At 64.5% G+C, this 24,608-nt stretch carries 21 protein-coding genes and 1 tRNA gene; 8 read left to right on the top strand and 14 right to left on the bottom strand.

Annotated features, from left to right (window positions below; all coding sequences use genetic code 11):
• The first annotated feature begins 19 nt into the window (after positions 1–19).
• Positions 20–1,117, top strand: a complete 1,098-nt coding sequence (ychF, locus tag J2R80_RS42580) for a redox-regulated ATPase YchF (RefSeq protein ID WP_076825515.1) — start codon at positions 20–22, stop codon at positions 1,115–1,117.
• A gap of 240 nt (positions 1,118–1,357) precedes the next feature.
• Here the strand turns inward: ychF and J2R80_RS42575 are convergent, their stop codons facing one another.
• Positions 1,358–1,633 (bottom strand): metal-sensitive transcriptional regulator, encoded by a 276-nt coding sequence (locus tag J2R80_RS42575; RefSeq protein WP_018269815.1) that lies wholly within the window; start codon positions 1,631–1,633, stop codon positions 1,358–1,360.
• Between the two features lie 65 nt (positions 1,634–1,698).
• On the opposite strand from J2R80_RS42575, the gene J2R80_RS42570 reads away from it, so the two are divergent.
• Positions 1,699–4,092 (top strand): heavy metal translocating P-type ATPase, encoded by a 2,394-nt coding sequence (locus J2R80_RS42570; RefSeq protein WP_309143798.1) that lies wholly within the window; start codon positions 1,699–1,701, stop codon positions 4,090–4,092.
• A 163-nt stretch (positions 4,093–4,255) separates the two neighbouring features.
• On the opposite strand, the gene J2R80_RS42565 is transcribed toward J2R80_RS42570, so the two are convergent.
• The 3 genes from J2R80_RS42565 to trxB all read right to left on the bottom strand — a co-directional run bounded on the left by J2R80_RS42565 (position 4,256) and on the right by trxB (position 7,589).
• The gene (locus J2R80_RS42565) at positions 4,256–5,170 is read right to left on the bottom strand and encodes a 4-hydroxy-tetrahydrodipicolinate synthase (protein WP_076827990.1); all 915 of its coding nucleotides are present in this window, start codon (positions 5,168–5,170) and stop codon (positions 4,256–4,258) included.
• Between the two features lie 530 nt (positions 5,171–5,700).
• Complete coding sequence (locus J2R80_RS42560; RefSeq protein WP_026192264.1) at positions 5,701–6,621, bottom strand: LysR family transcriptional regulator; 921 nt, start codon at positions 6,619–6,621, stop codon at positions 5,701–5,703.
• Between the two features lie 2 nt (positions 6,622–6,623).
• Positions 6,624–7,589 (bottom strand): thioredoxin-disulfide reductase, encoded by a 966-nt coding sequence (trxB, locus tag J2R80_RS42555; protein WP_057017037.1) that lies wholly within the window; start codon positions 7,587–7,589, stop codon positions 6,624–6,626.
• Positions 7,590–7,871: 282 nt separating this feature from the next.
• Here trxB and J2R80_RS42550 point away from each other — a divergent pair, with 282 nt between their 5' ends.
• Entirely contained in the window at positions 7,872–8,351 is a 480-nt protein-coding gene (locus J2R80_RS42550; RefSeq protein ID WP_016845095.1) for an Lrp/AsnC family transcriptional regulator, read from the top strand.
• A 125-nt stretch (positions 8,352–8,476) separates the two neighbouring features.
• Here J2R80_RS42550 and J2R80_RS42545 read toward each other — a convergent pair whose 3' ends face one another.
• From J2R80_RS42545 to J2R80_RS42525, 5 genes are all read right to left on the bottom strand, one after another.
• The gene (locus tag J2R80_RS42545; RefSeq protein WP_057017035.1) at positions 8,477–8,872 is read right to left on the bottom strand and encodes a DoxX family protein; all 396 of its coding nucleotides are present in this window, start codon (positions 8,870–8,872) and stop codon (positions 8,477–8,479) included.
• Positions 8,873–9,225: 353 nt separating this feature from the next.
• Complete coding sequence (greA, locus tag J2R80_RS42540) at positions 9,226–9,699, bottom strand: transcription elongation factor GreA (RefSeq protein ID WP_018269816.1); 474 nt, start codon at positions 9,697–9,699, stop codon at positions 9,226–9,228.
• Between the two features lie 197 nt (positions 9,700–9,896).
• Positions 9,897–13,361, bottom strand: coding sequence for a carbamoyl-phosphate synthase large subunit (gene carB, locus J2R80_RS42535; protein ID WP_076827988.1), 3,465 nt, complete (start codon positions 13,359–13,361; stop codon positions 9,897–9,899).
• Positions 13,362–13,682: 321 nt separating this feature from the next.
• Positions 13,683–13,758 (bottom strand) — tRNA-OTHER (locus J2R80_RS42530).
• A gap of 77 nt (positions 13,759–13,835) precedes the next feature.
• Positions 13,836–14,525, bottom strand: coding sequence for a class I SAM-dependent methyltransferase (locus J2R80_RS42525; RefSeq protein ID WP_057017034.1), 690 nt, complete (start codon positions 14,523–14,525; stop codon positions 13,836–13,838).
• 123 nt (positions 14,526–14,648) lie between these two features.
• Here J2R80_RS42525 and J2R80_RS42520 point away from each other — a divergent pair, with 123 nt between their 5' ends.
• A complete protein-coding gene (locus J2R80_RS42520; protein WP_057017033.1) occupies positions 14,649–15,176 on the top strand; it encodes a Dps family protein in 528 nt (175 codons plus the stop codon).
• 106 nt (positions 15,177–15,282) lie between these two features.
• Here the strand turns inward: J2R80_RS42520 and J2R80_RS42515 are convergent, their stop codons facing one another.
• The 5 genes from J2R80_RS42515 to carA form a co-directional block, all read right to left on the bottom strand.
• Entirely contained in the window at positions 15,283–16,746 is a 1,464-nt protein-coding gene (locus J2R80_RS42515; RefSeq protein ID WP_076827986.1) for a DUF1254 domain-containing protein, read from the bottom strand.
• Positions 16,747–17,087: 341 nt separating this feature from the next.
• Positions 17,088–17,609, bottom strand: a complete 522-nt coding sequence (locus J2R80_RS42510; protein WP_076827984.1) for a cupin domain-containing protein — start codon at positions 17,607–17,609, stop codon at positions 17,088–17,090.
• Between the two features lie 66 nt (positions 17,610–17,675).
• Positions 17,676–18,776, bottom strand: coding sequence for a mandelate racemase/muconate lactonizing enzyme family protein (locus J2R80_RS42505; RefSeq protein ID WP_158074194.1), 1,101 nt, complete (start codon positions 18,774–18,776; stop codon positions 17,676–17,678).
• Between the two features lie 150 nt (positions 18,777–18,926).
• The gene (locus J2R80_RS42500; RefSeq protein ID WP_076827980.1) at positions 18,927–19,424 is read right to left on the bottom strand and encodes a PaaI family thioesterase; all 498 of its coding nucleotides are present in this window, start codon (positions 19,422–19,424) and stop codon (positions 18,927–18,929) included.
• Between the two features lie 104 nt (positions 19,425–19,528).
• Positions 19,529–20,722 carry a glutamine-hydrolyzing carbamoyl-phosphate synthase small subunit gene (carA, locus tag J2R80_RS42495; protein ID WP_076827979.1) on the bottom strand — a complete coding sequence of 398 codons (1,194 nt, stop codon included), beginning with the start codon at positions 20,720–20,722 and terminating at the stop codon, positions 19,529–19,531.
• 160 nt (positions 20,723–20,882) lie between these two features.
• Here carA and J2R80_RS42490 point away from each other — a divergent pair, with 160 nt between their 5' ends.
• The 4 genes from J2R80_RS42490 (at position 20,883) to J2R80_RS42475 (ending at position 24,383) form a co-directional block, all read left to right on the top strand.
• Positions 20,883–21,584 carry an alpha/beta fold hydrolase gene (locus J2R80_RS42490; RefSeq protein ID WP_141340933.1) on the top strand — a complete coding sequence of 234 codons (702 nt, stop codon included), beginning with the start codon at positions 20,883–20,885 and terminating at the stop codon, positions 21,582–21,584.
• 58 nt (positions 21,585–21,642) lie between these two features.
• Positions 21,643–22,098, top strand: a complete 456-nt coding sequence (locus J2R80_RS42485; RefSeq protein WP_028333117.1) for a GatB/YqeY domain-containing protein — start codon at positions 21,643–21,645, stop codon at positions 22,096–22,098.
• A gap of 119 nt (positions 22,099–22,217) precedes the next feature.
• Positions 22,218–22,835 (top strand): GTP cyclohydrolase I FolE, encoded by a 618-nt coding sequence (gene folE, locus J2R80_RS42480; RefSeq protein ID WP_028333118.1) that lies wholly within the window; start codon positions 22,218–22,220, stop codon positions 22,833–22,835.
• A gap of 27 nt (positions 22,836–22,862) precedes the next feature.
• Positions 22,863–24,383 carry an FAD-dependent oxidoreductase gene (locus tag J2R80_RS42475; RefSeq protein ID WP_076827975.1) on the top strand — a complete coding sequence of 507 codons (1,521 nt, stop codon included), beginning with the start codon at positions 22,863–22,865 and terminating at the stop codon, positions 24,381–24,383.
• Positions 24,384–24,608 lie beyond the last annotated feature (225 nt).

Raw genomic sequence — 24,608 nt, 5'->3', positions numbered from 1 at the left:
AGAGATTATTGAGGAAGACATGGGATTCAAATGCGGGATCGTCGGGCTGCCTAACGTCGGCAAGTCGACGCTGTTCAATGCGCTGACCGAGACGGCGGCCGCCCAGGCGGCGAACTATCCGTTCTGCACCATCGAGCCGAATGTCGGCGAGGTTGCGGTGCCCGATCCGCGGCTGGAGAAGCTCGCGGCGGTCGCGAAGTCGGCGCAGATCATTCCGACCCGGCTGACCTTCGTCGACATCGCGGGCCTCGTCCGCGGCGCGTCGCAGGGCGAAGGTCTCGGCAACCAGTTCCTCGCCAACATCCGCGAGGTCGACGCCATCGCCCATGTGGTGCGCTGCTTCGAGGATTCCGACATCACCCATGTCGAAGGCAAGATCGCGCCGCTCGCCGACGTCGAGACCATCGAGACCGAGCTGATGCTGTCCGATCTCGACAGCCTCGAGAAGCGCGTCGACAACCTCTCGAAGAAGGCCAAGGGCAACGACAAGGAAGCCAAGGAGCAGCTCGAGCTGGTCAACCGCGCGCTGGTGTTGCTGCGCGACGGCAAGCCTGCCCGCGGACTGGAACGCAAGCCGGAGGAGGAGCGTGCGTTCCGCATGCTCGGGCTCTTGACCTCGAAGCCCGTGCTCTACGTCTGCAACGTCGAGGAAGGCTCGGCCAAGGACGGCAACAATTTCTCCAAGGCAGTGTTCGAGCGCGCCAAGGAGGAGGGCGCGGTCGCGGTCGTGATCTCGGCCAAGATCGAATCCGAAATCGCGACGTTGTCGCGTGAGGAACGCACTGACTTCCTGGAGACGCTGGGTCTGGAAGAGGCCGGCCTCGATCGGCTGATCCGCGCCGGCTACCGGCTGCTCGATCTCATCACCTATTTCACCGTCGGCCCGAAGGAAGCCCGCGCCTGGACCATCGACCGCGGCACCAAGGCGCCCGCTGCCGCCGGCGTGATCCATACCGATTTCGAGAAGGGCTTCATCCGTGCCGAGACCATCGCCTATGCCGACTACATCGCCGGCAACGGCGAAGCCGGCGCGCGCGATGCCGGCAAGCTGCGGCTTGAAGGCAAGGAGTACGTCGTCGCCGACGGCGACGTCATGCATTTCAGATTCAATACCTGAGCATCGATTTCGAGAGAGCTTTTTCCCCACGTCGTCCCGGCGAAGGCCGGGACGACGCTGAATGTGCGGGTGCCGCTCTTTCCCACGTCGTCCCGGGCAAGCGAAGCGCGACCCGGGACCCATAACCACAGGGTCGCGTTGTTGAAGCGAGCTGTGGCCTAGCTCGCTCCATCCCGGCGTCCTGTGATTATGGGTCCCTGCTTTCGCAGGGACGACATCGAGTATGGGGTGGCGCTTAGATCACCTATCCGCACGGCCGATCACGTCCATCAACTCGGCGATCTTGCGCCGCTGGTCGGCCTTGTCGCCGGACGAGATCGCATGCTCGACGCAATGCGCCACATGATCGCGCAGCACCTCTTCCTCGACGCGGCGCAGCGCCGCGCGCGCGGCCGCGATCTGCGTCACCACGTCGATGCAATAGCGGTCGTCCTCGACCATGGCGGCCAATCCGCGGATCTGACCTTCGATCCGTTTGAGCCGTTTTAAGCAGGATGTCTTGACCTCGTCTCTCATAGGTCTCATATACCCCCCTAGGGTATCTAAATCAAGAGGTCGGATTACCGGCCGGGAAGAGTTTCGTGGCACACGCAAAGCACGACCATTCGCACGCGGATCATCACCACAATGGCGCGGCCGCGCATTCCTGCTGCGGCGGCAAGCATGATCACGACACGCCGCCGGCCGAGACGGCGTTCGCGATCGATCCGGTCTGCGGCATGAAGGTCGACCCGGCGACCGCCAAGCATCGCTTCAGCTACCAGGGCGAGGAGTACCTGTTCTGCAGCGGCCGCTGCCGCGAGCGTTTCGAGGCCGACCCTCAGAAGTATCTCAAGCCGCGTGAAGAGGAGCCGCCGGCGCCCGCGGGCACCATCTACACCTGCCCGATGCATCCCGAGGTGCGCCAGGTCGGCCCCGGCAGCTGCCCGATCTGCGGCATGGCGCTGGAGCCCGAGCAGGTCTCGCTCGACGACGGTCCCGATCCTGAACTGATCGACATGACGCGGCGGTTCTGGATCGGTCTCGCGCTGACCGTGCCGGTGTTCGTGCTCGAGATGGGCAGCCATCTCGGATTGATGCAGCTGGTGCCGCAGCACTGGTCGAACTGGGTCTCACTCGTGCTGGCGACGCCGGTCGTGCTGTGGGCCGGCGCGCCGTTCTTCGTGCGCGGCTGGCAGTCGCTGGTCACCCGCAATCTCAACATGTTCACGCTGATCGCGATGGGCACCGGCGTTGCCTATGTCTACAGCGTGGTCGCGACGCTGGCGCCGCAGCTATTCCCGCCCGCGTTCCGCGACATGCATGGCGCGGTCGCGGTGTATTTCGAGGCGGCGGCGGTGATCACGGTGCTGGTGCTGCTTGGCCAGGTGCTGGAATTGCGCGCCCGCGCGCAGACCTCGGGCGCGATCCGCGCGCTGCTCGCTCTCGCGCCGAAGACCGCGCGGCGCATCACCGATCATGGCGACGAGGACATCGACATCGATGCGATCAAGGTCGGCGACCGCCTTCGCGTGCGGCCGGGCGAGAAGGTTCCGGTCGACGGCGTCGTCGTCGAGGGCAGTGCGGTCATTGATGAGTCCATGGTCACAGGCGAGTCGATGCCGGTCACGAAGGCCGAAGGCGCGAGCGTGATCGGCGGTACGGTCAACCAGAGCGGCGGCCTCGTGATGCGCGCCGAGAAGATCGGCCGCGACACCATGCTGTCGCGGATCGTCGACATGGTGGCGAAGGCGCAGCGCTCACGCGCGCCGATTCAGCGGCTCGCCGATCGCGTCGCCGGCTGGTTCGTGCCGGCGGTGATCGCCGCTGCCGTGCTCGCCTTCATCGCCTGGACGGTGTTCGGCCCTGAGCCGCGCCTGACCTTCGCGCTGGTCGCCGCCGTCACGGTGCTGATCATCGCCTGTCCGTGCGCGCTGGGATTGGCGACGCCGATGTCGATCATGGTCGGCGTCGGCCGCGGCGCGCATTCCGGCATCCTGATCCGCGACGCGCAGGCGCTGGAGCGGATGGAGGCGATCGACACGCTGGTCATCGACAAGACCGGAACGCTCACCGAAGGCAAGCCGAAGGTCGTGCGCGTCATTGCCGCCGAAGGATTCGACGAGAGCGATCTGCTGCGCGTTGCCGCCAGTGTCGAGCAGGGCAGCGAGCACCCGCTGGCGCAGGCGATTATCGCCGCCGCCGGGGAGCGCAAGCTCGCATCGTCCGCCGTCAGCAATTTCGCCTCGCCCTCCGGCAAGGGCGCGACCGGCACGGTCGGGGGCAGGCAGGTTGCGCTCGGCAACGCGGTGCTGATGGCCGAGCTGAAGATCGCGACGGCAGCGCTCGACGAGGCGGCCGAGGCCGCACGGCGGGACGGCGCGACGGCGATCTATGTCGCGGTCGACGGCCGCATCGCCGGGGTGATCGCGATTGCCGATCCGGTGAAGCCGTCCGCGACCAGCGCGCTGCAGGCACTGCGTGCCGAGGGCCTGCGCATCGTGATGCTGACCGGCGACAACGAGACCACCGCGCGGGCGGTGGCAAAGACGCTCGGCATCGGCGACGTCGAGGCCGGCGTTCTGCCGGAGCGCAAGAGCGAGGTCGTGCAGCGGCTGCGCGGCGAGGGGCGCACCGTCGCGATGGCCGGCGACGGCGTCAATGACGCACCGGCGCTCGCCGCCGCCGATGTCGGCATCGCGATGGGCGGCGGCACCGACGTCGCGATCGAGAGCGCCGGCGTCACGCTGCTCACCGGCGACCTGATGGGCCTGGTGCGCGCGCGGCGGCTGTCGGTCGCGACCATGCGCAACATCCGCCAGAACCTGGCGTTCGCGTTCGTCTACAACGCCGCCGGCGTGCCAATCGCAGCCGGCGTGCTGTATCCGCTGTTCGGCATCCTGCTGTCGCCGATGGTCGGCGCCGCCGCGATGGCGCTGTCTTCGGTCAGCGTGATCGGCAATGCGCTGCGGCTTTCGCAGGTGAAGCTGGACTAGGCGTCTCTTACCTCGCCCCGCTTGCGGGGAGAGGTCGGATCGCATCGCAAAATGCGATCCGGGTGAGGGGGACTCTCCACGAGTCTGTCTCTCGCCTTTTGTGCGGAAGCAGCCCCTCACCCCAGCCCTCTCCCCGTAAGAACGGGGAGAGGGAGCGGAGCGATCACGCTGGCAGCAGCAGCTGCGCGCGGCGCTCCATCTCGGCGTCGAGCCAGGTTGCGAGATCCTCGCTGACCGCGACCATTGGCAGCCGCACCTCGGGGCTGTCGATCAGCCCCTGCCGCCACAGCCAGTGCTTGGCCGGCGCGGGGCTCGGTTCGGCGAACAGCAGCCTCGTCAGGCCGACGACGCTCTGCCAGGCGGCCAGCGCCGCGTCGCGCTGGCCCTGCTGCAGCAGCGTGCGGATCGCAGCGAAGGTGTTTGTTTCCAGATGTGCGGACAGCAGGATCGCGCCGTCGGCGCCGTCCGAGAGCGCATCGAAGGTTTGCGCGTCCTCGCCGGTCAGCACGCGAAAGCCGGCCGGCCGGCGGTTGAGGAAGTCGATCGACTGCGCGCGGTCGGCGCAGCAATCCTTCATGCCGGCGATGTTCGGATGGTCCGCGAGCGCCAGCAGCGTCTCGTTGGTCAGGTTCACCGCCGTGCGATAGGGAATGTTGTAAAGCACGATCGGCCACGACGCGTGATCAGCGAGCGCGTTGAAGTGCTGCACGAGCCCGCGCTGCGAGGGCCTGATGTAATAGGGGCTGGCGATCAGATAGCCGTTGATCGGCCAGTCGGCCGTATCATCCAGCGCTTCCTTCATCCGGGCGGTCGAGGCGCCGGAGAGCCCGAGACAGACCGGCAAATGGCGGGAGCTGGCACTGAGCTCGTCGAGCACGACGCTCACCAGCCCCTCCAGTTCGTCCACGCTGAGCGCCATGCCCTCGCCGGAGGTTGCGCCGAGAATGAACCCGTCGACGGGGCCATCGGCGTAGTGCCGTACGAGACGCCGCAGCGACGTGACGTCGAGCTCGCCGTTACGGAATGGCGTGATCAAAGGCAGCCAGAGGCCCTGCAATTGCTGATGTAGATCGGTCATGTTCCATCTCCTTAAGAAGGCAAAGCCGGAGACGGGACCAACAAAAAACCCCGTCCAGGCGGCGGGGTTTCGGGATCGGTCTGAATGCGAAGGTGATCTTATCGCGCGCGATCTCGTGTCCCCGGGAGGGGAGCTTTTTTCGACGACAGAACGGCGCACGAAGTCGTGATCATGGGATAATGATGCTGCGCTGCGAGGTTGTTGTCAATGCACATGCTGACCGGCGCGTGCGGCGCGTTTTGCGCATGCCATGGAGGTGAAAAGGCACGGCGATGAAAAAAAGCCGGGCTCGAGTGAGCCCGGCTTAAGGTATTGGCCACGTGAGGCCGACACAATCACCTTCCAAGAGGGATTACTGAACTTCCGCGCCACTGGAGGAGGGGGACATATGCGCGACGCGAACGCTCAGCGTGTAAGCACTATGATCCCCATCGACGGCTTGCAGCAACTATCCAGGTCGCATGTCAGTCATGCGGAGACCGGGGGCAGCACGGATATCCCTATAAAGCAGCCCTATAAGGGCGGCTTAATCACGACGGCCAGCGCTGCGCCTTGCTGACCACGAAGTCGCGGAACACCTGCACCCGGGCCACCGTCTTCAGCTCTTCCGGATAGACGAAGTAGGTGTCGAGCGCGATCGAGTCGGACTCGCCGAACAGCTGCACGAGGTTGTTCTGTTCGACCAGATAGTCCGGCAGCGCGGCGATGCCGAGGCCCTGCTGGCAGGCGCGCACGAGGCCGAGGATGTTGTTGACCTTGAAGTAGGGCTCGCGCGGACCGGAGCCGTTGCGGCCGGCATCGATCAGCCAGCTGCGGTTCTGCAGATGCGCCGGCACCTGCGAGTCGCCGAGCATGATGATGCGGTGCGAGTCGAGATCATCGAGCGTGCGCGGCGTGCCGAAGCGCTTGATGTATTCCGGCGAGCAGTAGGCATGGAAGCCGATCGAGAACAGCTTGCGCTGGATCAGGTCCGGCTGGGTCGGCTTGCGGGTGCGGATCGCGACGTCGGCCTCGCGCATCGAGAGGTCGAGATCCTCGTCGGTGACGATCAGCGAAATCCGGATGTCGGGATAGAGCGCGGTGAACTCGTCGAGCCGCGGGATCAGCCAGTTGATGCCGAGCGCCGGGGGCGTCGTGATCTTGAGGTCGCCGCTCGGCCGCTCGCGGCTGTCGGTGAGCTTTGCGCGGGCCGCCTGCAGCTGCATGAACACGTCATGCGCGGTGCGGAACAGGAGGTCGCCCTGCTCGGTGAGGATCAGGCCGCGGGCGTGGCGGTGAAACAACGACACCGAGAGCTCCTGCTCCAGCGCGCTGACCTGGCGGGAGACTGCCGATTGCGACAGGCCAAGCTGTTCGCCGGCATGCGTGAAGCTGCCCGCCTCCGCCGCTGCGTGAAAGACCTTCAGCTTGTCCCAATCCATATCCGTAAATCCGTCGCGAGATCGTGCCATGATTATTCCGCCGCTGCGCGATCGCTCGCGCGAAGAGCCAGGAAGCGTTCCGCCTCGAGCGCAGCCATGCAGCCGAGGCCGGCGGCGGTGACCGCCTGCCGGAAGGTTTCATCCGCCACGTCGCCCGCGGCGAACAGGCCGGGCATCGAGGTCGCGGTGGAGTTCGGCGCAACCTCGACGTAGCCCGACGGTTTCAGCTTGATCTGGCCTTTGACGAGCTCCGTCGCCGGCGCATGGCCGATCGCGATGAAGACGCCGTCGGTTTTGAGGTTCGTGAGCGCGCCGGTCTTGACGTTCTTCAGCCGCACATGGGTGACCTTGTTCGGGTTCTCCGATCCGCAGATTTCGTCGATCGCCGAATCCCACACCACCTTGATCTTGGGATTCTTGAACAGCCGCTCCTGCAGGATGCGCTCGGCGCGGAAATGATCGCGGCGATGCACGATGGTGACCTGGGAGGCGTGATTGGTCAGGTACAGCGCTTCCTCGACGGCGGTGTTGCCGCCCCCGACCACCACGACGTCCTTGCCGCGGTAGAAGAAGCCGTCGCAGGTCGCGCAGGCCGACACCCCGCCGCCCTGGAACTTTGCTTCCGAGGGCAGTCCGAGCCAGCGCGCCTGGGCGCCGGTGGCGAGGATCACGGTCTCGGCGAGATAGACGTCGCCGGAATCGCAGGTCAGGCGAAACGGGCGCTGGCCGAGTTCCAGCTTGTTGACGAGATCGGTGACGATCTTGGTGCCGACATGGGCCGCCTGCTTCTCCATCTGCTCCATCAGCCAGGGGCCCTGGATCACATCGGCGAAGCCGGGATAGTTCTCGACGTCGGTGGTGATGGTGAGTTGCCCGCCCGGCTGGATGCCCTGGATCAGCACCGGCTCGAGCATCGCGCGTGCCGCGTAGATCGCTGCGGTGTAACCGGCGGGGCCGGACCCGATGATGACGACCTTGGCGTGGACAGGCGCGGGCATTAGCTGATCCCTCTCTGCTGGGGACTTTGACGGGGACTTGTGTGGGAAGCACCCCGGAAGCAGGTCACGGCGGTGCTGAAAGTGTCAAATCCAAGTCTAAGATATCTGGGAAGCTATGCAAGATTTGCAATCCATGGCAGCGATTTTTCCCCGGAACTGAAGTCACATTCGCGAAATCGTGCGCTGCACGCGCAATAAAATTGCGCAATGCCAGCGGGCTGCGCTATGAGAGTTGCCGGCGGACCCGCCAAGCCTTCCAAACCCCTAGGGAACTGTAGTCGCGTGTCGAAGAACCTTGACGAGATCGACCTCAAAATCCTCGCCGAGATCCAGGCCGATGGCCGAATCACCAATGTGGAACTGGCCAAACGCGTCGGTATCTCGCCGCCGCCCTGCCTGCGCAGGGTCCGGGCGCTGGAGGAGGAAGGCTACATCCAGGGATACCGCGGCCTGCTCGATCCGCGCCGCCTCGGCTACGACGTCACGGTGTTCGCCTCGGTGCATCTGTCGAGCCAGGCTGACGCCGATCTCCGCGCCTTCGAGAATTTCGTGCGCGCCGAGCCGCTGGTGCGGGAATGCTGGATGCTGTCGGGCGAAGTCGACTTCATCCTCAAATGCGTCGCGCCCGACATGGCGACGTTCCAGGATTTCGTCACCCACCTGACGGCGGCGCCGCATGTGCGCAACGTCAGGACGTCACTGGTGCTGCACAATTCGAAATATGAGGCCGCGGTGCCGCTGGGATTGAAGGCGGTCGGCTAGAGCGCCGTGCGCGTCATTCCGGGGCGATGCGTTAGCATCGAGCCCGGAATCTCGAGATTCCGGGTCTGACGCTAACGCGCCATCCCGGAATGACGTCGTCAATGAGTGGGAAGCGCCTAGCGCTGCTACCTCTTCCCCATCGCAGCGTCGACGCTGATCGGACCCGGACCCGAGGTCGCGAGGTAGAGGCAGGCGAAGCAGAACGCGATCGCCAGACTGCCGTTATTGAGCAGCGGGTAGAACCCTTTTGGGAAATGGCCGATGAAGTAAGCGAAGGCCATTTCACCCGCCAGGATAAAGGCTACGATCCGCGAGAACAGGCCAATCATCAGGAGCCCGCCGAGCACCAATTCGAGGGCGCCGGCCGCGCCGATCAATGAGAACAGCTCGACCTTCTCGAACATTGTCCCGGGTGGGAATTTGAAAATTTTGGCAACGCCGAACTGAAACAGCAGCAGTCCGGTGATGAACCGGAACAGGCTGAGCGCCACCGGCTGGAGCTTGGAGAACATCTGGTCCATTGTCATTTACCCCCTGTTTGACACACTGGAACGTTGCAAGATGCAGAAACACACGGTGTCCGCCACCGGAGTGTGATGTCAACACCTTGCGCCTGGAATCATTCCTCGCGCGATGGCAGTTGCGAGAGAACGCGGCAGTGACACGGTGACGCGCAGCGATGCGTGTTGCGACGCAATCGTCAGCCCGAACTCCGTCCCCCGACATGATTATACTGCATAAACATGTCACGGCCTCACTGGCATGGCGTGCAGCGGCTCTCCATTCACATTGCTGTCAGACCGGGGAGAAACGCGGGGCATAAAAAAAGCCGCGTGCGGGACGCGGCTTTTCTGCACCAGTCACGTGAAGGTAACTACCGCCACTCGACCTTGGTGATCTCGTAGGCCTTGGCGCCGCCCGGCGCCATCACCTCGACGGTGGTCCCCTTCTTCTTGCCGATCAGCGCGCGCGCGAGCGGCGAGGTGATGGAGATGCGGCCCTTCTTGGCGTCGGCCTCGACTTCGCCGACGATCTGCCACACCGCCTTCTTCTCGGTGTCCTCATCGATCAGCGTCACGGTCGCGCCGAACTTGATGGTGTCGCCTGACAGTTTCGAAATGTCGATGATGTCGGCGCGCGCGAGCTTGTCCTCGAGCTCGGCGATGCGGCCCTCGTTGTGCGACTGCTCTTCCTTGGCGGCGTGATACTCGGCGTTCTCCGAGAGGTCGCCGTGCGAGCGCGCCTCCGCGATGTGTTCGATGATGCGCGGACGATCCACCGATTGGCGATGCTTCAACTCGTCCGTCAGCGCGGCGTATCCGCCCGCGGTCATCGGAACCTTATCCATCATCTTCGTCCTTCATCGCGCGCGCCCGGCGGCCGTGCACGAATATCCAGTTCAGCTAACGCAGGAATCAGGGCGCCAACGCGCCCGGAAGCCCAGTGATATTCGGCCCCGCTAAGGGCCGTGACAACATCCAATCGCGCGGTGAGTTCCAGCCATTCGGCTAATTGACCGCTTCGGGCCTTCAGCCCGGGCAGCGGTCAGCTTTCGGAAAAGTAACTCTGAAGCGTGCGGACCTCAAGGTCCCCGGCCCGATAGGCCCGGATTCCCCGTGCGGCCGCCACCGCGCCCGAAAGAGTGGTGTAATATGGCACTTTATGCAAGAGGGCAGCCCGCCGCAGCGAGCGGCTGTCGGCCAGCGCCTGCGGACCTTCGGTGGTATTGAAGACCAGCTGGACGTCGCCATTGGTGATGGCGTCGACGATGTGCGGACGGCCTTCGAGCACCTTGTTCACCTTTTCCGTCGGCACGCCGTTGTCGCTGAGGTAGCGCTGCGTGCCCGAGGTTGCCATCACCTTGAAGCCGAGCGAGTGCAACAGCCGCACCGCATCCGCGATGCGCATCTTGTCGTCGCCGCGCACCGAGACGAACACCGTGCCCTGCCGCGGCACGCGCGTGCCGCCGCCGAGCTGGCTCTTCGCGAACGCGACCTCGAAGGAGCGGTCGATGCCCATCACTTCGCCGGTCGAACGCATCTCCGGTCCGAGCACAGTATCGACGCCGGGGAAACGCGCGAACGGGAATACCGATTCCTTCACGCCGACATGGCCGAGCTTCTTCTTCTTCAGCTTGAAGTCGGCGAGCTTTTCGCCGGCCATGATCCGCGCCGCGATCTTGGCGACCGGCGTGCCGATCACCTTGGCGACGAACGGCACGGTGCGGGATGCGCGCGGGTTGACCTCGAGCACGTAGATCTCGCCGTCCTTGATGGCGTATTGCACGTTCATCAGGCCGACCACGTCGAGCCCGAGCGCGAGCTCGCGGGTCTGCCGCTCCAGCTCCTCGATGGTCTTGGCGTCGAGCGAATGCGGCGGCAGCGAGCAGGCGGAGTCGCCGGAATGGATGCCGGCTTCCTCGATGTGCTCCATGATGCCGACGATGAAGGTGTCCTTGCCGTCGCAGAGGCAGTCGACGTCGACTTCGGTTGCGTCGGACAGATAGCGGTCGAACAGCAGCGGGTTCTTGCCGAGCACGGTGTTGATTTGCCCGGTCTTGTCGTTCGGGTAGCGCGCCTTGATGTCGGCGGGCACCAGCTCGGGCAGCGTTCCCAGCAGGTAGTCGTTGAGCTGGTTCTCCTCGCGGATGATCTGCATCGCGCGGCCGCCGAGCACGTAGGACGGACGCACCACCAGCGGCAGGTCGAGATCGGCGGCGACGAGGCGGGCCTGCTCGACCGAATAGGCGATGCCGTTCTTCGGCTGCTTGAGACGCAGCTTGTCGAGCACGCGCTTGAAGCGGTCGCGGTCCTCGGCGAGGTCGATCGCGTCGGGCGAGGTGCCGAGGATCGGCACTTCGGCGGCTTCGAGCGCGCGGGCAAGCTTCAGCGGGGTCTGGCCGCCGAACTGCACGATCACGCCGTGCAGCGTGCCGTACTTGCGCTCGGTCGCGATGATCTCGAGCACGTCCTCGGCGGTCAGCGGCTCGAAATACAGCCGGTCGGCGGTGTCGTAGTCGGTCGACACCGTTTCCGGGTTGCAGTTGACCATGATGGTCTCGTAACCGGCGTCCTCGAGCGCGAAGCAGGCGTGGCAGCAGCAATAGTCGAACTCGATGCCCTGGCCGATGCGGTTCGGGCCGCCGCCGAGGATGATCACCTTCTTGCGGTCCGACGGCGCGCTCTCGTCGGCAAATTCGCCGGCGAACGGCCGCTCATAGGTCGAATACATGTAGGCGGTCGGTGAAGCGAACTCCGCCGCGCAGGTGTCGATGCGCTTGAATACCGGGCGCACCCCGAGCGCGTGGCGCTTGGCGGTGACGTCGGCCTCGGTGGTCTCCGTGAGCACGGCGAGCCGTGCGTCGGAGAAGCCCATCGCCTTCAGCATCCGCATGGCGAACGCATTGGTCGGCAGGCCGCTGCTGCGGATCTTGCCTTCCATCTCGACGATGGCGCGCAGCTCCGCGAGGAACCAGGGATCGATCTTGCAGGAATTGAAGATATCCTCGTTGGACCAGCCGAGCCGCATCGCCTGCGCGACCTGCAGCAGGCGGTTCGGCGTCGGCGTGCCGAGCGCCGCGCGGATCGCGTTCTTGTCGTCGCTGCGGCCGAGGCCCTCGATGTCGATCTCGTCGAGGCCGGTCAGCCCGGTCTCGAGCCCGCGCAGGGCCTTCTGCAGGCTCTCCTGGAAAGTGCGACCGATCGCCATCACCTCGCCGACCGACTTCATCGAGGTGGTCAGCGTGGAGGAGGCGCCGGGGAATTTCTCGAACGCAAAGCGCGGAATCTTGGTGACGACGTAGTCAATCGTCGGCTCGAACGAGGCCGGCGTCGCGCCGCCGGTGATGTCGTTGGCGATCTCGTCGAGCGTGTAGCCGATCGCAAGCTTGGCGGCGACCTTGGCGATCGGAAAGCCGGTGGCCTTGGAGGCCAGCGCCGACGAGCGCGACACGCGGGGATTCATCTCGATCACGACCATGCGGCCGTCGTCCGGATTGATGCCGAACTGCACGTTGGAGCCGCCGGTCTCGACGCCGATCTCGCGCAGCACCGCAATCGATGCGTCGCGCATGATCTGGTATTCCTTGTCGGTGAGCGTCAGTGCCGGCGCCACCGTGATCGAATCGCCGGTGTGCACGCCCATCGGATCGACGTTCTCGATTGAGCAGATGATGATGCAATTGTCCTTCTTGTCGCGCACCACCTCCATCTCGAACTCTTTCCAGCCGAGGACGGATTCCTCGATCAGCACCTCGTTGGTCGGCGAGGCATCGAGGCCGCGCTCGATGATGTCGAGATATTCTTCCTTGTTGTAGGCGATGCCGCCGCCGGTGCCGCCGAGCGTGAAGGAGGGGCGGATGATCGCGGGCAGGCCGATGTCGGACAGCGCCATCAGCGCTTCGGCCAAGGCCTGCTGCTGGTAGCGCTTGCGCCGCTCGTTCTCGCCACCTTCCCACTGCCGTTCGAAGGCTTCGAGCTCGGGGCCGGACAGCTTGGCCTGATCGGCGAGGTATTTGTCGCGGTCGGACTTCTTCAGCGCCGACGCATTGGCGAGCCGCGACCTCGGCGTCTGCAGCCCGATCTTCTCCATGGCGTCGCGGAACAACTGGCGGTCTTCGGCCTTGTCGATGGCGTCGGCGGTGGCGCCGATCATCTCGACGTCGAACTTCTCCAGCGTACCCTGCTTGCGCAGCGACAGCGCGCAGTTCAGCGCGGTCTGGCCGCCCATGGTCGGCAGCAGCGCGAAGCCGCCGGGCACGACGTGGCGTTCCTTTTCGATGATCTTGGCGACGATTTCGGGCGTGATCGGCTCGATATAGGTCGCATCCGCCAGCTCCGGGTCGGTCATGATCGTCGCCGGGTTGGAATTGACCAGGACGATCCGATAGCCCTCTTCCTTGAGCGTCTTGCAGGCCTGCGTGCCGGAATAGTCGAACTCGCAGGCTTGGCCGATCACGATGGGACCGGCGCCGATGATCAGGATGGTGGAGATGTCGGTTCTTTTGGGCATCAGCTCTCGCGGACTGGAATTTAGGCACAAAAAAAGGGCGCGCTTCCCGCGCGTCCCTCGAGCCATGCGCTACATGTTGTAGCACTGGAAGCGCGATCCCTCGCGCGCGGGTGGTCTTTAGACCAGTTTCCGTACCCGCGAAACCCCCAAAAACGCGCAATCAACCGCGATTCTGGGGGAAAATCCGCATTCGGCGTATGCCCGGTTGGGGGGTGAGGGATTGGGAGGGGCTACCGGCCCGGCTTCGCCCTGCGGGCTACGCCGCGGCAGCCTTCGCTACGAGAAGGCCTGCCGAGCCGAAGCTGCGTCAGCAGCGAAGGCTGGAGGCCCGGCCTGGATTTGAACCAGGATAAACAGTGTTGCACCACTGCCGCGTCGAAGCTTCCGCCACCGGGCCGAGTGGATCATTGCTGATTATTTCAGAGGCCGCCACGTTTACTGGTGGGTAACGTTAATAGCTGGCGCAACCCAGGATCAGTGGTGCGCCACGAACGTCATCCGCCACGGATTGTGCCCGATGTTGCGCGGCGCGCGTCGGGCGCTGAACCCCGCGGCGCCGAGCTTGGCGATCATCTCGTCCTCGCGGTAGCGCTGCAGTCCGATCCGGGTGCGCAGCTGGCGGTAGTCGGACAGCGCGGTTGAAGCCAGCCCGACCAGCGCATCGCGCAGGAAACCGTGGGTCGCCGCGAAGCGCAGCAGGGCCGCGACGTCCCTCGCCATCCCGACTTCAGGCCGCAGGATATCGCCGAGCACGAACCGGCCCGAGGGCTTCAGCAGGCGGTGGATCACGTCGAACGCGGAATCGAGCTCCTGCGGCGTCATGTATTGCGCCACCGAGTTCATCACCACGAGGTCGATCGAGTCCGCGTCCATGTGCTTCAGGTCATCGAGCGAGCGGACACGGATGCGGGTGTCGGGCGCAAAGCGCGCGACCAGACGGCCGCGTACGCCGGGCGCCGGCTCCGCCAGATAGAGCTGGGCGCAGGCATTGGCGACCTTCGCCGCCGACAGCGCCTCGCCGCAGGCATAGTCGAGCACCACGGCATCCGGCGAAGCGATGTAGCCGATGATGTCGTTTGCGATGATCTGGAAATGCAGGTCACGGTGCAGTCGGCTCGCATAGATCGTATGCGTGGAATCGTAATAATCGATCCATTCATCCATCGCGTTTGGTATCCGGCAGAACGGGTTCCTGGCCTCAGGAACGGGTGGGCTGATGATGCGTTAGCGGTCCGGCGGCCAATGTTCAATGCGCCGAAATACGGGTTCCTAACAGGAAGGTCCAACGTGAGCAAAGCCAAGACTGACAAGATCTCGCCCGATCTCGACACGCCGAGCGACCTGCCGCAGGCTGCGGTGGACACGATCTCGGCCTCGCTCAACACGCTTCTGGCCGACGCCTTCGCGCTCTATTTGAAAACCAAGAATTTCCATTGGCACGTCAGCGGCCGGCATTTCCATGATTACCATTTGTTGCTGGACGAGCAGTCGGAGGCGATCTTCGCGACCACCGACCAGCTCGCCGAGCGGGTGCGCAAGCTTGGCGGCGCGACGCTGAAGTCGATCGGCGATATCGCCAAGCATCAGACCATCAAGGACAATGACGACGATTATGTGCCGCCGCGCGAAATGCTGCGCGAGTTGATGGAAGACAACAAGCACATGGCGGCTGCGATGCGCAAGGCGCACAAGCTGGCTGACGACCAGGAGGACTCCGGCACCGCAGGCCTGCTCGAAACCTTCATCGACGAAACCGAGCGCCGCACCTGGTTCCTGTTCGAGGCCAGCCGCCAGGAAGGCAGCAACGCGGCGTAAGCTGCGTTGCCGCACCCGCGAGGAAGCAATCCAGAGCTGCTTTGCTCCGGACTGCTTCGCGAAGCTTGCGGTCTGGCCCCCCGGCTGCGGTCAGTGCGGTTGAAGCCTACTGAGCTGACAGACCCACCGCTGTCTCCAATCGCACGATCGGCGGAGGATTCCACTTTCCGGTCAGCGCCTCCGATTTCGGACCGTAAAGGCGCATGGTCAGGTTGAAAGCGCCCTTCGGCGCCGGGAGCCAGTTGGCTTGTTTGTCCGCGCCCGGACTTTCGTTCTGGAAGTAGAGATCGAGCGAGCCGTCCGGGTTGTATTTGAACGGCATCCAGCTGGACACAGCGAAGCGGTTCAGCACGTTGCCGACCTGGAATCCTTCCTGGTCGTAAAGCGTGATCGACCAGAAGGCATTGACCGGCGGGGCCGCGCCCTTCTCAAAGGTGATCGTATACTTGTTGGCGCCGTCGAGCGGTTTGCCGGTATTGTCGGCGAGATTGAGCGGATAAATCGCGTCCTCCGGCAGGTTGGCGCCAAGCCCGAGCTGCGCGACGATCGCACGCTTCAAATAGTAGTTGCCGTAAACGCCCATCGTGTCGGTGTTCATCGACCAGCCGTTCGCAACGCGCGCCAGCGTCGGCACCTTCCATGCCATCAGCTTCTGCCCGTCCTGCGGCGCCGTCTCCAGCGCCCGTTGCAGGACCGGGTCCACCTTGCTGATTTCGAAGCTCTTGCCGGGCTCGATGCCGATCCTCTTCATCTGCGCGATGATTGGTTCATCGGTGATGTGCGGCGGGTGAAGCTTGAGCAGCTCGGCGGCCTGCGCGAAGTAGACGCCGGCCGACATCGTGTCGACCTGCACCTTGGGCGCCGTCTTCATGTCGACGCTGGGATCGATCCTGACCTCGGTCGGCTTCTGAGTCTTGCCGAACTCGGAAAGAGGCGTGACCTTGTAGCCGGCCTGTATCTTGTGGACCGCATCGTAGTCCGGCGGGCCGTCCGTCTTGGTGCGGCCAATGACCCAGACGTAAGGCGTCGGCGCGTCGATGCGCTGGGTATCCTTCGGAAGCTTGAACTCCTCCGCAAACCTGTCGCGCAGATCAGGCCGCCATCCCGGAGCCGTCACCAGAAAGGTCCCCGCTTTGGTGCCCGTGGTGCGCCAGCCGGGCGAGGCGAACACATCCGACCACATGTCCAGCATCGGCAGCAAATAGAAGCGTCCATCGGTATCGGGAACGGAGACGACAACCGGCTCCTTGGTCATGTCCAGCCATGAAACGGAATAGAGCGTATCGAAGTTGGACCGCACCACGCCCTTGAAATTCGCCGGTGGGTATTCGGGCACGTTGACGAAGGTATTCATCGGGCCCTTGAAGTTATCCTTGCCGGGCTCGACGTTGGTGAACTGCTTTCGCGTGATGTCCATCGTCAGGAGCGGGTAGAAGTAAATATAGGCGTCCACCGCGATCGCGTGTGCCTCCTGCTCGTTGATTGCCGGCGCCGTCTGGGCCAGCGCTGCAGGCGCGGTAGCCGCGCCAATGCAGAGCGACAATGTCAGCGTCAGAATTCCTCGAAACATGTCGAATTCTCCTCTCCTGATCTCTGTTGCGGTTGCTTGTGGGAAGCGCGGAGCATCTGATGCCGTCAGGTGATGTGTATGACCTCCATTGCTCCTGCAAAAAGAGCAGCAGCGGACGCGGAAGCTCTGTCACTCCCGCAGATGAATCGCGCGCTTTAAGGTGTCATTGGCGGCATAAATCGCCGCAGCGATGCTGACTTAAATCAAGGAGCTTGGAAATGTGAAGCCGGCAGGCTTGATTGAAATGGCCTGCAATTCCGATGATCGATTCAGGTTGCCTGTATCCGGTCACCTCTCGCGAGGGGGCAGGGCAAGAGCAACCCGTTCGACCATCCTAGATCTTATCGCTTCCACAGCCGCACCAGCGGCCCGTCCTTGCCTATCACCGGATCGGTCGCGGGGGTCGCAACCTGTGGGATCGTCTTCAGCGCCTTGGCGTGGTTCTCCGGCGTCAGCCGCTGCAGATCCATCGGCGGGCCCGGCGGATAGGCGCCGATGACGCAGAAATCGTCGCTCGCCGACAGGCATTGATGCCCGGTGCCGGCCGGCAGGATCGCAACGTCGCCGGCCGCGATCTCGATTGCTCGCCCGCGCTCGCCGCCAAACTGCACGCGCGCGCGGCCGCGCGCGACGCCCAGCACCTCGTGCACGGTGGCGTGGTAATGCGCGAAGTCGTAGACGCCGTTGCGCCACATCGCGCCCCAGCCGTTCTCGCCGAACAGCTGCTCGATGGTGGCCTCAGGATTCTTGCTGACGTCGACGGCGGCCTTGTAGACCAGGAACGGCATCGGATTGTTCGGCACCAGGCCGTCGTCCCGGAAGACGATGGTCTGGGGTTCGATATCGGTACGGACGACCGACATGGTGGCTCTCCAGCGCTGCGAGGTGGTCTCCAGACCATCAAACCGTCGGTCCGCAAACCGTTCCAGCTAGATTTTGAACTTCAACACGTCTTCCCTGAACCTGAGCCCGTGCCCGGGCCGCTCCGGCGCGGTGATCATGCCGTTGGCGATTTCGGGCGGGTCGACCCAGAGATCGTCGATCAGCGCCATGTTCTCGCACCAGATCCCGTTCGGAATCGAAGCCAAGAGGTGCACATTGAGTTCGGGAAACAGATGCGGCGCGATCGTGATGCCGAACGTGTCCGCAAGCGCCGCGATCTTGCGCAGGTCGGTCATGCCGCCGCGCATCGGGTCGGGTTGCAGGATCGGCAGGCAGGGATTGAGAAAGAACGGCCGCAGATCGTAGCGCGTGAAATGCGTCTCGCCGCCGACGACGCGCATGTCCAGCGCCGCCGCGATCCGCTGATAGCCGGCGAAATCATCGGCCGGCACCGGCTCCTCAAGCCAGTAGATATCGTACTTCTCGAACTTGCGTCCCATCTCGATCGCGACATCGGCGCTCCAGCCCATGTTGACGTCGATCATGATGTCGATGTCGGGCCCGAGCGCCTCGCGCATGCGGCGCACATTGTCGAGGTCCTGCGCCGGCGTGTGGACGTGCGCGACCTGCATCTTGATCGCCTTGTAGCCCTGCTTCACGAAATGCAGCGCCTTCTCGATCATCCCGTCGCCGCCGGCGCCCCGGAAGCAGCCGGAACCATAGATCGGGATTTCCGAGCGATAGTGCCCCCACAGCCGGTGCAGCGGCAGGCCGGCCCGTTTCCCGACCGCGTCCCACAGCGCGATGTCGAGCGCCGACATGGCCATCGCGGCGATGCCGCCGCGGCCATAGGTCATCGTCGCCGTCCACAGATCGCGCCAGATCGCCTCGATCGCGGTGGCGTCCTTGCCGATGACGCGCGGGATGATGCATTCCTCGAGACAGGCCGCGATCGACTTCATCGCCGGCTTGAACACGAACAGATAGCCCATGCCGGTAACGCCGCCGGACGTTTCGACGTCGCAGATCAGAATGTCGCGCGTCGCGCCGAGCGCCGCGCCTTTCAGCCAGGGATCGTCGGCCCAGGGCAGCCGCAGCATCGTCACGCGGATGTCGCGGATGGTCATGTCTGAATGGGCTGAAATCATCGGCGTTTCCTTTCCAGGCCGGATCATGTTTGCCTGATCTCGGACAGCGAAACTCAATCACAGAGCGCAGGCCGCGATCCAGCGCGCTTCGTCATGGCTCCAATGCGCCAAGATCTGGCGCCAAGATCTGGCGCCAAGACGCGATTGCCTTCAGGTCGTCTTGGGCAACTCGAACACCAGGCAGGTCGTGGTGGCATGGGCGAGCAGCTTGCCATTGTCGTCGGTAATCCGCGCTTCCGCCGTCGCAACCCGGCGGCCGGCGTTGAGCACATGGCCCTCGGTGCGGATTTTGCCGGTGTCCTGGCTCATGCCGCGGACGAAGGAGATCTTGAACTCCAGCGTGGTGTAGCCAAAGCCTTGCGGCAGCGTGGTCTGCACCGCAAGCCCCATCGCGGAATCCAAGAGGATCGCGGCGTAGCCGCCATGCACCGAGCCGATCGGGTTGTAGTGGCGCAGGCCCGGGACGCTGTGGATCACCACATGGCCGGTCTCGGCGGTGCAGTCGAACGGCTCGACATTCTCCATGATCGGCGGCTCCGGCAGGGTCCGGGCGAAGATGCCGCGCACGAAGTCGAGCCCCGGCATCGACGTCATCACCGCCGTCGAGGAGACGCCGTAGACGGGCTTCGGGGTGGCGGGGGCGGTCATTGAGAAAAATCTCCGTCATTGCGAGCGAAGCGAAGCAATCCATCGCTCCAGGCTGGGATAGATGGATTGCTTCGTCGCTGCGCTCCTCGCAATGACGGGTGTGTCTACGCGGCCTGCTTGTTCTTCCGCATCAGATCGGCGAAGCGCTGGAACAGATAGTGCGAGTCGCGCGGGCCGGGCGAGGCTTCCGGGTGGTACTGCACCGAGAACACCGGCTTGCCCTCAAGCGCGATGCCGCAATTGGAGCCGTCGAACAGCGAGATATGGGTCTGGGTCGCGCCTTTCGGCAGCGTCGCCTGGTCCACGGCAAAGCCGTGGTTCATCGAGGTGATCTCGACCTTGCCGGTGGTCTCGTCCTTGACCGGATGGTTGGCGCCGTGATGGCCCTGATGCATCTTCATGGTCTTGGCCCCGACGGCAAGGCCAAGCATCTGATGGCCGAGGCAGATGCCGAAGGTCGGCGTCCCCGACGCGATCACCTTCTGGATCACGGGCACGGCATATTTGCCGGTGGCGGCGGGATCGCCGGGGCCGTTCGACAGGAACACGCCGTCCGGCTTCATCGCCAGGATGTCTTCGGCGGCGGTCGTCGCCGGCACCACGGTCACCTTGGCGCCGACGCCGGCGAGCAGGCGCAGGATGTTGCGCTTGATGCCGTAATCGATCGCGACCACGTTGAATTCCGGCGCGGTTTGCTGGCCGAAACCGTTGCCCCACACCCAGGGCGTCTCGTCCCAGGTGAAGCGCTGGCCGGAGGTGACCATCGGCACCAGGTCCATGCCCTCGAGGCCGGGCCATTCGCGGGCTTCTTCCTTCAGGCCGTGCAGGTCGAACTCGCCGTTTCTGGCGTGCACGATCACCGCATTGGGCATGCCCTTGGAGCGGATCAGCGCGGTCAGCGCGCGGGTGTCGATACCGGAGAGGCCGATGATGCCGCGCGCCTTCAACCACAGGTCGAGATGGCGGGTGGCGCGGTAATTCGAGGGATCTGATATCGCCGAGCGCAGGATCACGCCGCGCGCGCCGGGCGTCGCCGCCATGTTCACCGTCTCGATGTCTTCCTCGTTGGTACCGACATTGCCGATATGCGGGAAGGTGAAGGTGATGATCTGGCCGGCATAGGACGGATCGGTGAGGATCTCCTCATAGCCGGTCATCGCGGTGTTGAAGCAGACCTCGCCGACGGCGTGGCCTTCCGCGCCGAGACCGAAGCCTTCCAGCACGGTACCATCGGCGAGCACAAGGAGCGCGGTCGGTTTATGGTCCGGCCAGGCGGGAGCGTTTTCGGATGTTGTCATGAGCCCTTTAAATAGACGCCGCACCCGGCGGCGTCAAAGCGAAAGGGCACGGATTCACACGGCAATACCGGCCGATTTGACAGGCCCGAACGGCCTTTTAATCTAAAGTTCCCTGAAGCGGCCGTTTGCTTGCCGAAAATGACCCCTCCGGAGCTCCCGCATGGATAATACGATGCCGATCCTGCTCGTCCCGGGCCTCATCTGCTCGCCGCGGATTTTCGCCCCCGTCATTCCGGCGCTGTGGCGATGCGGGCCGGTGACGGTCGCCAACCATATCAGGGACGACAATATGGGGGCCATCGCCCGCCGGATCCTGGCCGAGGCGCCGCCGCGCTTTGCGCTCGCCGGGCACTCGATGGGCGGCTACATCGCCTTCGAGATCATGCGGCAGGCGCCGGACCGGGTTGCGAAGCTGGCGCTGATGAGCACCCAGGCGCGGGCCGATACGCCGGAAGCGACCGCGCGTCGCCGCGGCATGATCGAGCGTGCCAGAAGCGGCCAATATCGCAGCGTGGTCGATGAGCTGTTTCCGGGCTTCGTGCATCCGTCGCGGCAGGGCGATGCAAGCCTGCGCCGGATCGTCGACGACATGAGCGAGGACATCGGCGCCGAGGCTTTCATCCGCCAGCAGAACGCGGTGCTCAGCCGGCCGGATTCGCGGCCGAGCATGGCCTGGATCAAGTGCCCGACCTTGGTGCTGACGTCGGATACCGACAACACCGTGCCAAATTCGCTGTCGGACGAGATGGCCAACGGCATTCCCGGCGCAAAACTTGTAGTGCTCGCCAATTGCGGTCACCTGCCGCAGCTGGAACTGCCGCAGGCCTGCGCCGATGCGCTGGTCGAATGGCTGAGGAACTAGGTTGTTCTGCCGGTGCAAACTGCCTAGATGAGGGGATTGCTGGCTCAAGGACAACGAAATGCTGCGCGACGACATCAATACTGCGGTCAAGGAAGCGATGAAGGCGAAGGACGAGCGCAAGCTGTCCACGCTGCGCATGGTCAATTCGACCATCAAGAACGCCGACATCGACGCGCGCGGGCAGGGCAAGCCGCCCCTCTCCGATGCCGACCTGCTCGGCCTGCTGCAGAAGATGATCAAGCAGCGCCAGGAGTCGGTCGAGCTCTATGACAAGGGCGGCCGCGCCGAGCTCGCGGCCCAGGAGCGCGAGGAGATCGCCGTGATCTCGGCGTACCTGCCGAAGCAGATGTCCGATGACGACGTGAAGGCCGCGATCTCGGCGATCATCGCCGAGACGGGTGCCGCCGGCATCAAGGACATGGGCAAGGTGATCGGCGCGTTGAAGGCGAAATACGCCGGCCAGATGGATTTCGGCAAGGCCAGCGGCCTGGTGAAGGCGGCGCTGACGGGCTAGCCGTTCGTCCGGGCTGGCTTGCGGCGCAAAGTGCCGCGGACCGAATTGCGGGAACCTTTCTGCTGACGGAGCATCTGACGGGCATGACCTCGCGATGACTCCGCAAAGGAAAGGCCCCGATGAACCCGATTGTGCATGCGCTGGATCGTGCAAGAGCCGCTCAAACCGAATCCGACAAGCCGACCCGGGCCGAAGTCGAGGCAGCAGTCCGCACCATCATCCGCTGGACTGGTGACGATCCCGAGCGGGATGGTTTGCTTGAAACTCCGGCGCGTGTGACGCGTTCGTTCGAGGAATTCTTTGCGGGTTACGACCAACGTCCCGCGGAGATCCTGGAAAAGACCTTCGAGGAGATCGAAGGCTACGACGAAATGATTGCCCTGCGGGGCATCCGCTTCGAGAGCCATTGCGAGCATCATATGGCGCCGATCATCGGTCAGGCCTGGGTTGCCTACATCCCGAACGGCCGCGTGGTCGGCATCAGCAAGCTGGCGCGGGTGGTCGACATCTATGCCAGGCGTTTGCAGATCCAGGAGAAGATGACGGCGCAGATCGCCAACACCATCAACGACGTCTTGAAGCCTCAGGGCGTAGGCGTCATCATCAAGGCGTCGCATCACTGCATGACGACCCGCGGCGTGCACAAGCCGGATACCGATCTCGTGACCAGCCGCATGCTGGGTTGCTTTCGCGACAATGCGCTAACCCGCCAGGAATTCCTCGGCATAGCGGTTTAGAGCGTCACAGGGCGATGGAGGAATGATATGGCCGATCAGCAAGCTCCTTCCGGTCCGGATCTGACACAAGGCGTTGCCCTCTCCGACTTCACGGGCGCGATGTTGCTCGGCCATGTCGGCGACGAGGACGTGCTGCTGGTGCGCTCGGGGGCGGATATCTTCGCCATCGACGCGCATTGCAGCCATTACCACGGCCCGCTCGCCGAAGGCCTCCTTGAGGGCGAGACCGTCCATTGCCCCTGGCATCACGCCTGCTTCGATATTCGCACCGGTGAAGCGACCGCCGCGCCCGCCTTCAACGCGCTCGCTGTCTGGAAGGTCGAGCGGGAGGGCGATCGCATCATCGTGCGCGAGAAGCGCGCGCAGCCGAAACTCCGCGTCAAGGGCCCGGTCGATGCGCCCGGCAGCATCGTGATTGTCGGCGGCGGCGGGGCGGGGTTTGCCGCCGCCGAGATGCTGCGACGGCAGGACTATCGCGGCAGCATCGTCATGCTGAGCGGCGAGGCCGCGCCGCCGGTGGATCGTCCGAACCTGTCAAAGGACTTCCTCGCTGGCAGCGCGCCGGAAGACTGGCTGCCGCTGAAGCCGGACGATTTTTATCGTGACGCGGCGATCGATCTGAAACTCAGGACCGAGGTCAAGTCGATCGATACCGGCCGCCGCAACGTCGTGCTCGCCGGCGGCGAAACGCTCGCCTATGACCGGCTGCTGCTGGCGACCGGCGCGGAGCCGGTGCGGCTGCCGATCCCGGGCGCGGACCAGCCCCACGTTCATGTGCTACGCACCGTCGACGATTGCCGGGCCATCATCGCCGCGGCCAGCGGAGCGCGCCGCGCGGTGGTGATCGGTGCAAGCTTCATCGGTCTCGAGGTGGCGGCCTCGCTCCGCGCGCGCCAGATCGAGGTTCACGTGGTCGGGCTGGAACAGCGGCCGATGGAGCGCATACTCGGGCCGGAGATGGGCGATTTCGTCCGTGCGCTGCACGAAGAGCATGGTGTTGTATTCCACCTCGGCGACACGGTGACCGCGATCGAGGGCAAGCGAGCCCGCCTGAAGAGCGGGCCTGTGCTCGATGCCGATCTCGTCGTGGTCGGTGTCGGCGTGAAGCCGCGGCTGGCGCTGGCGGAAGCGGCCGGGCTCGCCATCGACCGCGGCGTGACAGTCGACGCCTATCTCGAGACCAGCGTTCCCGGCATCTACGCGGCCGGCGATATCGCGCGCTGGCCCGATCCGCACAGCGGCGAGACGATCCGGGTCGAGCATTGGGTGGTGGCGGAGCGCCAGGGCCAGACCGCCGCGCGGAATATGCTTGGGCAGCGCGAGGTGTTCGACGCGGTGCCGTTCTTCTGGAGCCAGCATTACGACGTGCCGATCAACTATGTCGGCCATGCCGAGCAGTGGGACGAGATCGCGGTGGACGGCAGCATTGCCGGCAGGGATTGCGTGCTGCGCTACAAGCGCGGCGGGCGCGTGCTCGCGGTCGCGTCGATCTATCGCGACCTCGATAGCCTCAAGGCCGAGGTCGCAATGGAGCGGGCGTCAGCCTGACGGCTTTCTCCTCAAGGATGTTCGTAGCCCGGATGCAGTGAAGCGAAATCCGGGGGAGTCTGTCCACTCGATGAGAACCCCGGATTGCGCGGAGCCTGTCATCGGGCGCGCGTTCGCGCGACCGCTCCATCCGGGGGTCTTTATCCGGGCATCACATTCTTCGTCAGCCCGGGCTTGTCCCGGGCATCGACGTCTCTACAATCTGCCGCAGCAAATGCGGATGGC

The sequence above is a fragment of the Bradyrhizobium sp. USDA 4541 genome (genome assembly GCF_024171085.1).
Classification (GTDB): domain Bacteria; phylum Pseudomonadota; class Alphaproteobacteria; order Rhizobiales; family Xanthobacteraceae; genus Bradyrhizobium; species Bradyrhizobium australafricanum.
The sequence above is the reverse complement of the archived record's forward strand: the minus strand, read 5'-3'. Positions and strand labels throughout refer to the sequence as shown.

What these genes read in the sequence shown, in the direction of transcription:
- ychF (WP_076825515.1), top strand. Translation starts at nt 20, where the DNA reads ATGGGATTCAAATGCGGGATCGTCGGGCTGCCTAACGTCGGCAAGTCG.
- J2R80_RS42575 (WP_018269815.1), bottom strand. Translation starts at nt 1,633, where the DNA reads ATGAGAGACGAGGTCAAGACATCCTGCTTAAAACGGCTCAAACGGATC.
- J2R80_RS42565 (WP_076827990.1), bottom strand. Translation starts at nt 5,170, where the DNA reads ATGACCGATCTACATCAGCAATTGCAGGGCCTCTGGCTGCCTTTGATC.
- J2R80_RS42560 (WP_026192264.1), bottom strand. Translation starts at nt 6,621, where the DNA reads ATGGCACGATCTCGCGACGGATTTACGGATATGGATTGGGACAAGCTG.
- trxB (WP_057017037.1), bottom strand. Translation starts at nt 7,589, where the DNA reads ATGCCCGCGCCTGTCCACGCCAAGGTCGTCATCATCGGGTCCGGCCCC.
- J2R80_RS42545 (WP_057017035.1), bottom strand. Translation starts at nt 8,872, where the DNA reads ATGGACCAGATGTTCTCCAAGCTCCAGCCGGTGGCGCTCAGCCTGTTC.
- greA (WP_018269816.1), bottom strand. Translation starts at nt 9,699, where the DNA reads ATGGATAAGGTTCCGATGACCGCGGGCGGATACGCCGCGCTGACGGAC.
- carB (WP_076827988.1), bottom strand. Translation starts at nt 13,361, where the DNA reads ATGCCCAAAAGAACCGACATCTCCACCATCCTGATCATCGGCGCCGGT.
- J2R80_RS42525 (WP_057017034.1), bottom strand. Translation starts at nt 14,525, where the DNA reads ATGGATGAATGGATCGATTATTACGATTCCACGCATACGATCTATGCG.
- J2R80_RS42515 (WP_076827986.1), bottom strand. Translation starts at nt 16,746, where the DNA reads ATGTTTCGAGGAATTCTGACGCTGACATTGTCGCTCTGCATTGGCGCG.
- J2R80_RS42510 (WP_076827984.1), bottom strand. Translation starts at nt 17,609, where the DNA reads ATGTCGGTCGTCCGTACCGATATCGAACCCCAGACCATCGTCTTCCGG.
- J2R80_RS42505 (WP_158074194.1), bottom strand. Translation starts at nt 18,776, where the DNA reads ATGATTTCAGCCCATTCAGACATGACCATCCGCGACATCCGCGTGACG.
- J2R80_RS42500 (WP_076827980.1), bottom strand. Translation starts at nt 19,424, where the DNA reads ATGACCGCCCCCGCCACCCCGAAGCCCGTCTACGGCGTCTCCTCGACG.
- carA (WP_076827979.1), bottom strand. Translation starts at nt 20,722, where the DNA reads ATGACAACATCCGAAAACGCTCCCGCCTGGCCGGACCATAAACCGACC.
- J2R80_RS42490 (WP_141340933.1), top strand. Translation starts at nt 20,883, where the DNA reads ATGGATAATACGATGCCGATCCTGCTCGTCCCGGGCCTCATCTGCTCG.
- J2R80_RS42485 (WP_028333117.1), top strand. Translation starts at nt 21,643, where the DNA reads ATGCTGCGCGACGACATCAATACTGCGGTCAAGGAAGCGATGAAGGCG.
- folE (WP_028333118.1), top strand. Translation starts at nt 22,218, where the DNA reads ATGAACCCGATTGTGCATGCGCTGGATCGTGCAAGAGCCGCTCAAACC.
- J2R80_RS42475 (WP_076827975.1), top strand. Translation starts at nt 22,863, where the DNA reads ATGGCCGATCAGCAAGCTCCTTCCGGTCCGGATCTGACACAAGGCGTT.